Here is a 14,214-nt window from a genome sequence, read left to right as displayed (position 1 = left end):
TGCAACGACGTTAAAATTAACGCCATCCGACCCGGTCAAAAATACGCACTGCTTCTGGATTGTTCTCACCTAACACATTGACGTTGATGTCATCGATGTTCAAATCACCCCATGAATCTAGAACCGGGTTCTTAAGCACGCCCTTAACTGCAGGGTACTCATGGTTGCTTCCAGCAAAGATTTCCTGCGCTGTATCAGACGCTAAAAACTCGAGGAAACGGACAGCATTTTCACGATTGGGTGCTGTGGCGACAACGCCAGCGCCACCAATATTCGCGTGGACGCCGCGCCCGGACTGGTTTGGAAAAATGATGCCAACACTGCGGGCTACTTCCCGGTCGGCCTCATCAGCAGAATTGAGCAAACGGGCATAATAATAATGGTTACCAACCGCCAGATCACATTCACCCGCAGCGACGGCGCGAATCTGGTCAGTATCGCCACCTTGTGGAGCCCGTGCCATGTTGTCGACAACGCCTTGCGCCCATCGCTCAGCGCCTTCTTTTCCAAGATGGTCTATCAGGCTTGCCACTAACGATTGGTTGTAGATGTTGCTAGAGGAGCGGATGCACACCTCGCCCTTAAATTCAGCTTTTGTCAGATCTTCAAGGTTACTGATCCGGGCAGGATCGAATGTCGACCGGTTGTAGTAAATTGCTCGCAAACGTTGGCTAAAACCAAACCAATGGCCTTCCGGATGACGCATAGATTCTGGCAGGCGGCTATTGAGTATGTCTGAACTCACTGGCTGAAAAACACCCTCTTGATCCGCTCGCCACAAGTTACCTGCGTCCACCGTTATTAGAACGTCGGCCGGACTAGCCACGCCTTCACGCTTGATTCGTTGAATCAATGCGTCTGAGTCACCCTCAATGAGGTTTACCTCGATGCCGGTTTGGTCTGTGAAAGCCTCGTAAATAGCTTGGTCAGAATCGTAGTGTCGGGCCGAATACAAGTTAACTTCATTTGCGGATACACCGCCTGCCGTCATGGTGGCAGCCAAAGCAATAGTCATTAGTTTGATTTTGAAATTGATCACTGTGCTAATTTCCTTCTGTTTTGATGTCAACAATGTTAATAGTTGTCATTCTCAAGTGAATTTAAAAGGAGCAGCGCTCAGAAGTCAACGAATGATTATCATTATTTTTTAGTACTGTCATAAAAAACAATGCGTATTAAGATTACGATTTATGTAAGCTAACAATCCCGATACAAAATCTGGTTTTACGCCATGAGTGTTTTTCAAAAAAAATCCATTGATAGCCTCGCCATCGGCGAAGATTCAGCTGATTTTGCTCTCATGCTTGACCGTGTCCATTGCCATTTTGGCAGGCACAAAGCAGTGACAGATATCAGCTTGGAGATAAAAGCGGGTGAGGTAGTATGCCTGTTAGGCCCATCCGGCTGCGGCAAAACTACGTTGCTTCGCATAGCTGCCGGACTGCAAAAACCTTCGGAAGGCAGAGTTTATGTAGGCCGTGATCTGGTTTCTGCACCGAATGGGACGCATTGGCCACCGGAAAAACGCAACGTAGGCGTTGCCTTTCAGGAGTCGGCCCTGTTTCCGCATTTAACGGTGCTTGAAAACGTTTGTTTTGGTATCAGTGTGTTATCAAAGAGTAAACGGAAATCCCACGCATTAGATTTGCTAAGTCGTTTAGGGATGGCCTCGTGTGCGGAGGCTTACCCCCATACGCTCTCTGGTGGTCAGCAGCAAAGGGTTGCCCTTGCCAGGGCGTTAGCACCGTCGCCGCAGGTGATGTTATTGGATGAGCCTTTTTCAAGTCTTGACGCACGTCTGCGTGATCAAATTCGGGATGACACGCTGCATGTTCTCAAAGAGCTGAATACGGCAACGCTATTAGTGACACACGACCCAGAAGAAGCGATGTTTATGGCGGATCGCATTGCTTTGATGCGCGAGGGTCATATTGTTCAGACAGGCACGCCGACGGATCTGTATTGCAGCCCGGTTGATCCCTTTGTCGTGAATTTTTTCGGGCAGGTGAACAAACACATTGGCGTCGTTCGCGACGGCGTTGTCCGGACTCCATTCGGCCAACTGGACGCCCGCAATTTTTCTGAAGGTAGTATTTTAAGGGTTTTGATTCGCCCGGAGGCGGTGAAAGTTACGCCCCTGACTGACAAGGTTCACAACGCCCAGAGCAGCCATATTTTGATGTCAAGACTGCTCGGCGCCAGCAGCCTGTTACACGTTTGCGCACACGACGCGGACGGTCAAGAAGCGCATTTGCATGCCCGTGTACCCGGTGTTTTTCTGCCAGAAGAAGGGCAACCCGTGTCTTTGAGCCTCGATATGTCGCAGGTATTTCTCTTCCAGCAGCGCAACAAGCTCTAAGCTTTAGCGTGTGCCGCTGCCGGGACGGGAGTGACGCATTGCCAAGCTGAGAATAACAACAGGAATGATGCCCACAGCGACGATGAACAGCGATGACGTGGCAGATTCGGCCAGCCGTTCGTCAGACGCCAGACTGTAGGCACGTACGGCAAGCGTGTCGAAATTGAACGGTCGCAGGATGATCGTGGCAGGCAGCTCCTTCATTACGTCCACAAATACCAGAATACCCGCGGCCAGCAAACTGCCGCGCATAATGGGCGTATGCACTTTACGCAATGCGCCGCCAGCGGTTTGGCCAAGTGTTCGTGCAGCAGCATCCATGGAAGGGGTCACTTTCCCCATGCTGGCTTCAATGGTGTTGAAAGACACCGCCAGGAAACGCACTGCGTAAGCATATATCAACACAAAGGCTGTGCCGGTGAAGATCAATCCGACCATAAAACCATAATTGTCACGTAGAAAAAGATTCAGCCGTTGATCTAGCCAGGCCAAGGGAATCATGATGCCCAACGCGACGACGGAGCCCGGAATGGCATATCCCATCGACGCGACGCGGTTCGCTCCTCTGACCCAGCGGCTGGCATTCAACCTTGCCCCGTAGCTAAGCAACACAGCCAGGACAACGGCGACTAGCGCCGCGCCCGAGGCAAGGCTAATACTGTTAAACGCAAAGGTCAGAAAACGGGTTCCAAAGAGCTTGTCTCCCGTAGTGACTGCCATTTCGAGCAATACCAGGGCTGGGACAATGAAACCGATCAGCAGTGGTAAGAAACAGACGGCAAATGCCAAAACGGCCTGTCCTGGACGTAAAGCGTATTCTGGCAGTGCCTGGTAACGAACGGATGCGTGGTATTGTTTGCCACCGCGCGAGGCGCGCTCAAGAACTACAACGATGAACACGAACACCAGTAAGCAGGCGGCTAATTGAGCAGCCGCAACCTGCTCACCTAATCCGAACCAGGTTCGGTAGATACCCGTGGTAAATGTATCAACGCCAAAGAACTGAACCGCGCCGAACTCGTTGAGTGTTTCCATTAACACCAAAGACACGCCACCAATAATGGCGGGACGCGCCAACGGTAAAGCAACGCGGTTAAACATCTTCCACGGTGTTAATCCCAGGGTCCGTCCCACATCAAGCGCACTGACTGATTGTTCCATAAAGGAAGCACGGGCAAGCAGGTAAACGTACGGATAGAGCACCATGGTGATGAGTAGGGAAGCGCCGCCCAATGAGCGAATATTTGGAAAATAATAGTCACCGTGCTGCCAATCAAACCATTCACGCAAGGTGCTCTGCAGCGGTCCTGCAAATTGCAGAAAGTCGGTATAGGCGTAAGCGATCACATAGGTCGGCACAGCCAATGGCAGCAAAAGAGCCCACTCAAATATGCGTCTGCCAGGGAAGCGGCACATCACCACGAGCCAGGCACAAGCCGTACCAATGAGCGTGCTACCCACAGCAACGCTTACGCTCAGCACGACGGTGTTACTCAGATAACGGCCCAAGACCGTGCTGGCGAGATGTTGCCAGACCTCCCCCGAGGGAAAAAATACATGAGCAAGTATAACAAGCACAGGCAGTGCTACCAGTAAAGCAATAGCAAAGGTGCTTATCGCCCAAACGTTAGGGAGCCGGGCGCGGTAGCTTTTCGGAGATGGGTTAGCCATAGAGTTATCGTAAGTCTGTTAAGGCGATGCACTATAAACCAGTGATTGGGTGAATGATAATAAGTTCACTCCGCTGGCACAGCTCTCGTAAAGGCGTGAGCTGCCACCAGCTACATCGGTATCAGTGTTGTAAAATCTGGTTCAAAAACTGTTGTGTCCGCGCTTCTTTGGGGTTCGAAAAGAACTCCCCTGGCGGCGCCAACTCCACAATCTCGCCTTGGTCCATGAAGATCACCCGGTCCGCTACGGTTTTGGCAAAGCCCATCTCGTGGGTGACACAAATCATGGTCATGCCACTGCCGGCCAGCTCAATCATCACGTCCAATACTTCTTTGATCATCTCTGGGTCTAGCGCTGAGGTGGGTTCGTCAAACAGCATGATTTTTGGTTTCATGCACAGCGCCCGGGCAATGGCAACGCGCTGTTGTTGGCCACCGGAAAGTTGACCTGGGTATTTGTCCGCTTGCTCCGGAATTTTCACCCGCTCCAGATATTCCATAGCGGTGGCGAGGGCTTCCCGCTTGGGTACCTTACGCACCCAAAGCGGTGCTAAACAGCAGTTCTCTAACACGGTCAAGTGCGGAAACAAGTTGAAGTGCTGGAACACCATGCCGACTTCCTTGCGCACGGTGTCGATCTGCTTCACATCGTCAGTAAGCTCCACATCGTCCACAATGATCTGACCGCGCTGGTGTTCTTCCAGCCGGTTTATGCACCGTATAAATGTTGATTTTCCTGAACCGGAAGGTCCACAAATAACGATCCGCTCACCTTCTTTCACATCAAGATTCAGGCCCTTGAGTACGTGAAAGGAGCCGTACCATTTATGCATGTCGGCGACTTTGATAATGGTCTTGTCAGTGCGCTTGGTCAATTCAACCGGAGCGGTGCGCGCACTCTCCGGGTTTTGTGCCGTGTTGTGCTCAGTCATGTTGGTGTCCCGTCAAGTTTTATGACCAGTGTCGAGTTTTCGTTCAAGGTTCTGGCTGTAACGGGACATGCCGAAACAGAAAATCCAGAAACAGAAGGCCACAAAGACGTAACCTTCCGTAGTGACGTTGCGCCAGGCTGGGTCAGTGATGGTCGACTGCACCGCTCCCAGAATATCGAACAGGCCAATAATGAGGACCAGCGTGGTGTCTTTGAATAAGGAAATGAAGGTGTTGACGATACCGGGGATCACCAGTGTCAGTGCCTGCGGCAATACCACCAGCCCGGTTTTGCGCCAATAGCCCAGCCCCAGAGCGCTGGCAGCCTCATACTGACCTTTCGGGATTGCTTGCAGGCCACCTCGTACCACCTCTGCCATATAGGCCGATTGCCAAAGAGTGATACCGATCAACGCCCGCATCAGCTTTTCAAAGTTGACCCCGTCCGGCAGGAATAGAGGTAGCATTACGGACGCCATGAACAGCACGGTAATCAACGGCACAGCACGCCAGACTTCAATAAAGACGACACACATACCGCGAATAATAGGCATGTCTGAGCGACGCCCAAGTGCCAGTACGATGCCTATTGGCAATGCGGCCAGAATGCCGACATAGGCAAGGATTAACGTCAGCATCAGGCCGCCCCATCGGCTGCTCTGAACTTCTTCCAGTCCAAACCAGCCACCGGGGATCAGGATGTATCCGATCAGCGGCAGGCCGGTCAGCCCGAAGACACCGAACCACTTGCGGCGCGGGAAGCGCTCAACAAATTGAGGCACAAAAGCTACCGCGAGCAGGCCGAACATGATGTCAACGCGCCATTGCAGGGCATCGGGATAAAATCCGTAGATAAAGAAATTCAACCGTTGACCGACAAACAGCCAACAAGCGCCTTCACCATTGCAGTCAGCAGCACTTTCGCCGGTAAACGTTGCTTCAAAAATCACCCAGTTCAGCAGCGGCCCCGCACTCGTAATCACCAGGTAGGCGGCTACCAGCGTCAGTACTATGTTGTACCAGCTTGAAAACAGGTTTTTACGCATCCAGCCAGTAACACCGATGTCCTGACGGGGCGGCAATTCCGATGGAAGACTCATCATCGCTCCTGCAGCGCTACGGCGCGGTTATAAATATTCATGAGACCCGAAATGATCAAGCTGATAGTGAGATAAACAGCCATGGTGATGGCAACCACCTCAACCGCTTGTCCTGTCTGGTTCAAGGTGGTGCCCATAAACACCGATACCAGGTCTGGATAGGCGATCGCGGTTGCCAGCGACGAGTTTTTAACCAGATTTAGATATTGGCTGGTCAGCGGCGGAATGATGACTCGCATGGCCTGTGGAATGATGACCAGTCGCAAGGTGAAACTGGACCGAAGACCAAGCGCACTCGCAGCCTCCGTTTGGCCACGATCTACCGCCAGAATGCCGGAGCGGACAATTTCCGCGATAAAACTGGCGGTGTAGAGCGACAGGGCAATCCAGAGTGCGGCAAGCTCCGGTAGTATTGAAGCGCCACCGGTGAAGTTAAAACCGGTCAGTGACGGCATTTCCCAAACCAGGGGTCTGCCGACCAGCATGAACATCAGCAGTGGCAAAGCCAGAACCAGCAACGTCCCGACCCGTAAGGCCGGAAATAACTGGCCGGTGCGGAGTTGGCGTTTCTTGGCCCAGCGGTGTACGAAAACTGCCGCGGCGATACCCGTAATCAACGCTGCCATTACCCAGCCGAATTCAGGCTCTGCGCTTGCAGTCGGGAAATAAAGACCACGATTGCTGAGAAAAAACATGTCAGCTACGTCAAGGCTTTGCCGTGGGCTGGGAAGAGTTTGCAGTACTGCAAAATACCAGAAGAAAATTTGCAGTAGGAGCGGAATATTACGAATGGTTTCAATATAAATCAGCGCCAACTTGGCAATGAGCCAATTGCTGGAAAGTCGTGCTATACCCACAACGAAACCGATGATCGTAGCCGCTACAACACCCATGGCGGAGACAAGCAAGGTATTAAGCAGACCGACAAAAAAAGTGCGGCCATAGGTCATGGTGGAGTCGTAGGGAATCAAGGTCATGATGATGCCAAAGCCCGCAGTCTCGTCTAAAAAGCCGAAACCTGTGCTAATACCGCGGCTTTCCATATTGCTCAGGGTGTTATGGAACAGTGTCCAGCCAAACCAGAAAACAGTAGCCAGCGCGAGGGTCTGGAATACAAACATCCGTACCTTGGGGTTGTTCCAGGGCTTTGGCCGCGCGCCGTTTGAAGGAGTCATATTGGATTCGTTCATAGATTAACCCGAAAAATGCTCCTGGTTTTCAGGGGCAACTGAACGTCAAACATTCCGGTCACGTAGCAACCGGAATGTCATGGCTATCGGGTATTAACGAACCGGTGGCGCGTACATGATACCGCCGTTATTCCACAAGGCGTTTAGACCGCGGTCGAGCCCAAGCGGGGTGTCTGGTCCAACGTTACGATCGTACATTTCGCCGTAATTACCGACGGTCTGGATGATCCGGAAGCCGAAGTCAGCCGGTACACCGAGCTTCTCGCCCATGTCACCGGTGGTGCCGAGCAGACGCTGGATTTCAGGGTTTGTAGACGACTTCATTTCTGCAACGTTGGCCTGGGTGACACCCAGTTCTTCCGCGTTAATTTGCACAAACAACGCCCATTTCACAATATTGAACCATTGGTCATCGCCTTGACGAACGACAGGGCCAAGAGGTTCCTTTGAAATGATGTTCGGCAAGGTGATCGCGCTGCTGGGGTCTTCCAGTTTGCTGCGCAAGGCGGCCAGCTGTGAACGGTCAGAGGTTAGAACATCACAACGGCCAGCAGCGAAGCCACTGACAGTCTGCTCGGAGGTGTCGAATACCAGAGGGTTAAAAGTCATGCCTTTGGTGCGAAAATAGTCCGCCAGGTTCAGTTCGGTTGTCGTGCCCGCCTGAATACAGATCGTTGCGCCGTCTAACTGCTCAGCGTCGTTTACACCCAAACTTTTGCTAACCAGAAAACCTTGACCGTCATAGTAGTTGACGCCTGTAAAATTAAGGCCCAGGGAAGCATCGCGGGTCAGGGTCCAGGTGGTGTTACGGGAAAGCACGTCGATCTCACCGGACTGTAACGCGGTAAAACGTTCTTTCGCTGTCAGCGGCGTAAATTGTGCCTTGTCCGCACTGCCAAAGACTGCGGCCGCTACTGCGCGACAGGTATCCACATCGATACCGGTCCAGTCGCCGTTTTCATCTGGCTGGGAGAAACCCGGCAAACCGGAGGTAACACCACACTGCACGTGCCCTCTTGATTTAACGTCGTCCAGGGTTGCGGCCTGCAGACTTCCTGCCATTAGGGTGCCACCGAGAGTTGTCGCAATGGCGACCAGTAAGAGTTGTTTTTTCATTAACGTAAATCTCCGAAGTTTCAGTTAGTTACACACCCACTGCGCTAAAGCAAAGTGCAAGCCAGTCTGTATAACTTTATGATTATTATAGTAATAAAACTTCATCCCTGAAAACGAGCGTTTATCTTGGTGCTTATTGCCTACAAAAACGCCGCTTATTGGTGCGTTCAGGCCGGACGGTGGTGCACTGTCCGCGAACTGCAACTTCAGAGGCAGATTGTGCATTTTACAAGAACTTTATGGGTATTCAGAAATCCCTCCTAACAATTGTCGACTTTACATCGCGTTTATACGTGTCAAACTTTTAAAAAATACGTATTAGCGCTTAGTCTAGATGATAATGCCGCATTCTCCAGTAACAAAAAGCATGTATTTTCCTTCTCGGCAAAGTGGCTCTTATCAGAGTTGAATCTCGTGAATACAACGCGGGGCTAGAACACCAATGCGGACCACTTCGCACAGCTCTGTTAAAGCAAAATACAGTTTATTTTGCGACCGCAGGTTCGAGGGAGATCGTTCCAAGTTTTTTCAGTCAAAACGAACTGAACCTTGCGCCCATCATTTTCTGAGCGTATGCGCGTCAAATAGCTTATGGCTTCAATGTTTTTTATTGTCTGTGAAGCCATACCCCGGGTAAAAGACTCAATCGGCGTTCGCATGACTGTCCAGTTCATCCCCCTTTGGTCAGGTTTTGGTCGCCGCGTTTTTAAACTATCTTGACAACATTATAGTTTCGGAACGATACTATAATACTGCCGTATTGGTGAAGGTCACGAGGCCTTGGTAACCCTTAGGAGGACAAAGTGCTGACAGCGAATGATCTAAGAGACTACATCGTCAATGGCCTGACCTGCGATCACGTAGAAGTGCAGGGCGATGACGGCCAACACTTCGAAGCGGTCATTGTGAGCCAGCAATTTGCCGGCAAAAATAAGATACAGCAGCATCAACTGGTTTATCTGGCACTCGGAGATCGGATGGGTTCGGAGATTCACGCGCTGGCCATGCGCACTTTTACGCCCCAAACCTGGGCGCAATCGGGCACCCAATAACGTCGGAGAAATCACGAATGAACGTACAGGAAAAAATTCTTAGTCAGATCACAACGGATACCGTCGTGTTATATATGAAGGGCAAGCCCCAGTCTCCACTGTGTGGTTTCTCGAATACGACGGTGCAGATATTGAATGCCTGCGGCGTGCGGGATTTTGCTGCTGTCGATGTGCTGGCTGATCTGGAAATCCGCGATGGCATCAAGGTGTACAGCGACTGGCCGACCATTCCTCAGCTCTATATCAAGGGTGAGTTTGTCGGTGGTGCCGACATTGTGCGTGAAATGTATGAGCAAGGTGAACTGCAGAAATTGCTTCAGTCAGCGCTGGCTTGATGACCTCAAAACCATTAATAGGCGGGCTTGCAACGATGCAGAGCTTGACTGCACCAGAGCTCGCAGCATGGTTCGTAGATGCCGCGCGCCCGAACCCCGTATTACTCGACGTGCGTGAGCCGTGGGAATTCCAGATCTGTCATATTAGCGGTGCGTTGACGATGCCGATGAATACCATTCATGACAAGCTTTCCGAACTGGACCTGGAGCATTCAATTGTCTGCATCTGCCACCACGGCGTACGTAGTATGCAAGTCGGGTTGTTTTTACAAAAACAGGGTTTTAACCACGTTAGCAACCTTACAGGTGGCGTTCACGCCTGGGCTCTGCAAATCGACGGCACGATGCCGACCTACTGAGTTTCAGGTTTATCGACTTTCGCAAAATGATGGTAGGCAATAAGCGTATGAACTGGGATCGGTTGTTATTTTGGCGGCAGAGATCAAAGCCACGTTCTCCCCCGTTAATTGAAAATACAAGGAATTTAACCATGCAGAACACTGACCGTAATCAATCTCACGCGCCTGACGCATCACCTAGGTCGGCCGTTAGCACCGATAAGCTGCCGGGGATACGTCACATCATCGCCGTCGGAAGTGGCAAGGGCGGCGTCGGAAAATCCACGGTGAGTGTAAATTTAGCCCTAGCACTGCAGCGGCTAGGGTCGCGCGTCGGAATCGTAGACGCCGACATTCTTGGCCCCAGTATCCCCGGCATGCTCGGCATCCCAACCTGTGAGCGGCCAGCGACGACCCCGGAGGGAAAGATGATCCCGGCGGAACAGCACGGCCTGAAGGTGGTGTCGATGGGCATGCTCACCGGAGATGACGAGCCGGCTGTTTTACGCGGGCCAATGGTTGGAAAATACCTCAAAATGTTCGTCGACGGCGTGCAATGGGGATCGCTGGACTACCTGATTCTTGACCTGCCACCCGGCACGGGCGATGTCCAGTTGACGCTGGCACAGAGTATGCCACTGTCGGGCGTAGTGATCGTAACGACGCCACAGACTGTGAGCCTCAAGATCGCTCGCCGAGGCTTGCGGATGTTCGAGAAAGTGCAGGTCAAGATTCTTGGACTAGTCGAGAACATGCGCACCTTCACCTGTCCTCACTGCGGCGAGAACACGGATATCTTTCGTCACGGTGGCGGTGAGCAGATGAGCGAAGAGCTTAATGTCCCGTTTCTGGGTGCCTTACCTCTCGATGTCGATGTCGTTACCAGCGGTGATGAAGGTCTCCCGATCGTGGCGGGACAGCCAACATCGGTTAGCTCCAAGGTGTATGCATCCATCGCTACGGCGCTTGTAGAGCAACTTCACGCGTCGATCACCGTACTAAAACCCTTTGTCTGGACATGGGACAGCAACGACGGGGCTCCGGACTGGGCGGAAGATGCGGCGCGGCCGGCTGGATCACAAAACACCCCGATCGGTTTACTGCGTCGCGATCCGCGCACTTTATCCGTTCTCTGGGAGGATGGTCATCGCGATGACTTTGACGTCCGCGATCTGCGCCTGGCATGTCATTGCGCCCTTTGTGTCGAGGAGATGAGCGGACGCAAGCTGCTCGATCCAAAGACGATACGACCTGATGTGACTCCGCAACAGATCGTGAGCATCGGTAACTACGCGGTCAAATTCGATTGGAACGACGGCCATAACAGCGGAATATATTCATTTAACAACCTACGCGCCTTGGGTGCGAGCGCTGCAGCGGGCGATGTTGAAAATGTCTAATTTTCTGCTTGCAGATCAACCGGTCAGTATTCGCGCCGAATCTTCGCTCGCCGATCCTGACACGTGCAAGTTCATCGTCAGCCGTACCTTGCATCCTGGCGGCCCGTTCTTTTTTGGCAACAAAGAACGAGCCGTGGGTTCGCCGCTCGGAGAGCAACTGTTCGCGCTTACTGGCGTGGCTAACGTGCTGATTGCCGATAGCGTGGTGACCGTCTGCAAAGAACCGACTGCCTCTTGGTCAGGGTTGAAAGCAGATATCGGAATGGCCATCCGTACGCAACTGCGCAGCGGCGTTCCGGCGATCCTAGAGATGCCTGTTGCTAACAGCAGGCAAGGAAAAACCGATGCAGAGCTCACGACGGCTGTTCAGGAACTGCTCGATAAAGAGGTCAATCGTTCAATCGCTAACCACGGCGGGAAGATTTCTATTGTGGGGGTACGGCAAGGGAAGCTTTCTATCACCATGAGCGGAGGCTGCCAGGGATGCGCGTCCTCTCAGGTAACGCTGAGGCAGGGATTCGAAGTCATGCTCAAAAGAGTCGCTCCGGAAATCGAGGAGATTATTGATGTGACCGACCACGCAGCAGGAACGCAACCTTTCTACCCGCGCCATAAGGAGTCATTGTGATAAAGCGACCGCCCCAGAAAACCGCCCCTAATATCTCGACGCTCAACGATCTTGCAACGTTGGCAAATTATTCGCTTATGGATTCCCTCAACTGCGACCCTGACGCGACAGTAAATGGACACGACCACGCCCCACGACAAGTTTTCACGGGCCACTATGTTCCCGTCACTCCCACGCCAATCGAAAACCCGGAGTACGTCGCGCATAGCAAAAACCTGTTTCGCGAATTGGGCTTCGCCGACAGCATGGCGCAGTCGGCCGACTTTGTTCGTGTATTCTCCGGCGACATCGCATTCGTTCCAGAGCCGATGCGCAAGGTCGGTTGGGCATGTGGCTACGCGCTTTCTATCTATGGCACCGAGTACATTCAACAGTGCCCGTTCCAAACTGGCAACGGGTACGGCGACGGGCGCGCCATCTCGGTGCTTGAAGCCGTCATCAACGGTCAGCGCTGGGAAATGCAGCTTAAGGGTGGCGGCCGCACGCCATACTGCCGCGGCGCGGACGGCCGGGCCGTTCTACGGTCGAGTGTTCGGGAGTTTCTGGCGCAGGAGCACATGCACGCGCTTGGGGTGCCAACATCGCGTTCGCTGAGTTTGTACGTGTCGAAAACAGAGAAGGTCAGGAGGCCCTGGTATTCGGAAGGCTCGCATTCAAGAGATCCGGACACGCTGGTATCGGACGCTGTCGCCATCTCGACGCGGGTTGCACCTTCGTTTATTCGGGTTGGTCAACTGGAGCTCTTCGGTCGCCGTGCACGCAAGAAAGAACACCCGCAAGCGATGGAAGAGCTTGAGCAGATTGTGTTGCACCTGATCGACCGTGAATATGGTGACGTCATCGATCAGAACCTGGCAACCAGCGAAAAAGTGGTGTTGCTTGCGCGGGAGTTTCGCGGTCGACTCACATCGCTTGTAGCGAACTGGATTCGTGTCGGCTATTGCCAGGGAAACTTTAACAGTGACAACTGTGCGGCCGGCGGTTTCACCCTCGACTACGGCCCTTTCGGATTCTGCGATGCATTTGATCCGCAGTACCAGCCATGGACGGGCGGCGGACACCACTTCTCGTTCCTGAATCAGCCAGAAGCCGCCGAACGTAACTTCCACACGTTTTGTTCGGCGTTACGCCCGTTGCTGACGGCGCATCAGGACCGTCTAATTGAGCTCGACGAGATCCAAGGTGATTTTCCAAAAGCGATGCAAACGCAAATGAAGAAGATGTGGGCTGCCAAACTTGGGCTCGCCGCCTTTCACCAAGCCTTATTCAGTGAACTCACAACGTTGATGATGCAAACATCTGTTGATTACACCGTTTTCTTTCGCCAACTCTCAACGGTGCCCGACGACATTGGCGTGCTCAAAAAAAGCTTTTATAAAGGCTCAACTTTGAAAACAGACCTCGAAGGCATGGACAAGCGTTGGGAGGAGTGGCTCACAAAATGGAAAACGCTTGCCGGCATTATCAGTACAACCGACGCAACGGCAACTCCGCCTCGCGCTCATGAGGAGCTCTCTCAAGAGATGAAACTCGTCAACCCAAAATACAGTTTGCGGGAGTGGTTCGTTGTGCCTGCGTATCAGCAAGCAGCAGCCGGTAACTACTCTCTAGTACGAGAACTGCAGGACGTCATGACCCAGCCATACGCCGAGCAATCGCAAGACGTAGAGAAGAAATACTATCGACTGAAGCCACTGGAGCTCTTCGAAGTTGGCGGATCGTCGCACTACAGCTGCTCGTCATGACCGAAAAAAAAGCATTTTTGACCTGGGAAGAATCGGTGGTGGGTTTACAAACCGATGCTGAGCAAGGCTCCGCCCGTGCGCAACGTTTATTGGCAATGCGATACTTGCGGGGCCGTGGAGTGCCTAAAGATGAGACCATCGCTTTTTATTGGATGCAGCTCGCCGCACAACAAAATTTTGCTTTAGCACACCGCAGTCTGGGCGAGCTTTACGAAAATGGCTCAGGTATCGCGCTGAACATGACCCTGGCGGGCCATTGGTATCGTCTTGCAGCAGAGCAGGGCGATCCCATCGCTAAAAAACATTTGCAACGTTTAGCACAGCCAAATACGTGATGCAAAAAACAGTCAA

Annotated in this window: 14 protein-coding genes; 8 read left to right on the top strand and 6 right to left on the bottom strand. The window is 52.5% G+C overall.

The window, feature by feature from the left end:
* Positions 1 to 16: 16 nt before the first annotated feature.
* Positions 17 to 1,039 (bottom strand): Fe(3+) ABC transporter substrate-binding protein, encoded by a 1,023-nt coding sequence (locus ABA45_RS09190; RefSeq protein WP_048385536.1) that lies wholly within the window; start codon positions 1,037 to 1,039, stop codon positions 17 to 19.
* Positions 1,040 to 1,231: 192 nt separating this feature from the next.
* Between ABA45_RS09190 and ABA45_RS09185 the strand changes: the two genes are divergently transcribed.
* Positions 1,232 to 2,359 carry an ABC transporter ATP-binding protein gene (locus ABA45_RS09185; RefSeq protein WP_048385534.1) on the top strand — a complete coding sequence of 376 codons (1,128 nt, stop codon included), beginning with the start codon at positions 1,232 to 1,234 and terminating at the stop codon, positions 2,357 to 2,359.
* Positions 2,360 to 2,362: 3 nt separating this feature from the next.
* On the opposite strand, the gene ABA45_RS09180 is transcribed toward ABA45_RS09185, so the two are convergent.
* From ABA45_RS09180 to ABA45_RS09160, 5 genes are all read right to left on the bottom strand, one after another.
* The gene (locus ABA45_RS09180) at positions 2,363 to 4,030 is read right to left on the bottom strand and encodes an ABC transporter permease (protein ID WP_048385532.1); all 1,668 of its coding nucleotides are present in this window, start codon (positions 4,028 to 4,030) and stop codon (positions 2,363 to 2,365) included.
* Between the two features lie 121 nt (positions 4,031 to 4,151).
* Entirely contained in the window at positions 4,152 to 4,862 is a 711-nt protein-coding gene (locus ABA45_RS09175) for an amino acid ABC transporter ATP-binding protein (protein WP_319803526.1), read from the bottom strand.
* Between the two features lie 111 nt (positions 4,863 to 4,973).
* On the bottom strand, positions 4,974 to 6,059 hold the full coding sequence (locus ABA45_RS09170; RefSeq protein WP_084708311.1) for an amino acid ABC transporter permease: 1,086 nt from the start codon (positions 6,057 to 6,059) through the stop codon (positions 4,974 to 4,976).
* Positions 6,059 to 7,249 (bottom strand): amino acid ABC transporter permease, encoded by a 1,191-nt coding sequence (locus tag ABA45_RS09165; RefSeq protein WP_048385528.1) that lies wholly within the window; start codon positions 7,247 to 7,249, stop codon positions 6,059 to 6,061. Before ABA45_RS09165 ends, ABA45_RS09170 begins: the two co-directional genes overlap by 1 nt.
* A gap of 93 nt (positions 7,250 to 7,342) precedes the next feature.
* Positions 7,343 to 8,365 (bottom strand): amino acid ABC transporter substrate-binding protein, encoded by a 1,023-nt coding sequence (locus ABA45_RS09160; RefSeq protein ID WP_048385526.1) that lies wholly within the window; start codon positions 8,363 to 8,365, stop codon positions 7,343 to 7,345.
* 803 nt (positions 8,366 to 9,168) lie between these two features.
* Here ABA45_RS09160 and ABA45_RS09145 point away from each other — a divergent pair.
* The 7 genes from ABA45_RS09145 to ABA45_RS09115 all read left to right on the top strand — a co-directional run bounded on the left by ABA45_RS09145 (position 9,169) and on the right by ABA45_RS09115 (position 14,198).
* The gene (locus ABA45_RS09145; RefSeq protein ID WP_048385520.1) at positions 9,169 to 9,417 is read left to right on the top strand and encodes a BolA family protein; all 249 of its coding nucleotides are present in this window, start codon (positions 9,169 to 9,171) and stop codon (positions 9,415 to 9,417) included.
* Positions 9,418 to 9,434: 17 nt separating this feature from the next.
* Complete coding sequence (gene grxD / locus ABA45_RS09140; RefSeq protein ID WP_048385518.1) at positions 9,435 to 9,752, top strand: Grx4 family monothiol glutaredoxin; 318 nt, start codon at positions 9,435 to 9,437, stop codon at positions 9,750 to 9,752.
* On the top strand, positions 9,752 to 10,111 hold the full coding sequence (locus tag ABA45_RS09135) for a rhodanese-like domain-containing protein (protein ID WP_198146951.1): 360 nt from the start codon (positions 9,752 to 9,754) through the stop codon (positions 10,109 to 10,111). Before grxD ends, ABA45_RS09135 begins: the two co-directional genes overlap by 1 nt.
* 131 nt (positions 10,112 to 10,242) lie before the next feature.
* Entirely contained in the window at positions 10,243 to 11,490 is a 1,248-nt protein-coding gene (locus ABA45_RS19695) for a P-loop NTPase (protein WP_048385516.1), read from the top strand.
* Entirely contained in the window at positions 11,483 to 12,118 is a 636-nt protein-coding gene (locus ABA45_RS09125) for a NifU family protein (protein WP_048388894.1), read from the top strand. The genes ABA45_RS19695 and ABA45_RS09125 overlap by 8 nt, the downstream gene beginning before the upstream one ends.
* Positions 12,115 to 13,863 (top strand): protein adenylyltransferase SelO, encoded by a 1,749-nt coding sequence (locus ABA45_RS09120; RefSeq protein ID WP_048385514.1) that lies wholly within the window; start codon positions 12,115 to 12,117, stop codon positions 13,861 to 13,863. Before ABA45_RS09125 ends, ABA45_RS09120 begins: the two co-directional genes overlap by 4 nt.
* Positions 13,860 to 14,198 (top strand): tetratricopeptide repeat protein, encoded by a 339-nt coding sequence (locus tag ABA45_RS09115; RefSeq protein WP_048385512.1) that lies wholly within the window; start codon positions 13,860 to 13,862, stop codon positions 14,196 to 14,198. Before ABA45_RS09120 ends, ABA45_RS09115 begins: the two co-directional genes overlap by 4 nt.
* The last annotated feature ends 16 nt before the right edge of the window (positions 14,199 to 14,214 follow it).

Source organism: Marinobacter psychrophilus, assembly GCF_001043175.1.
GTDB classification, from domain to species: Bacteria; Pseudomonadota; Gammaproteobacteria; order Pseudomonadales; family Oleiphilaceae; genus Marinobacter; species Marinobacter psychrophilus.
This window is presented reverse-complemented; position numbering and strand designations above follow the sequence as displayed.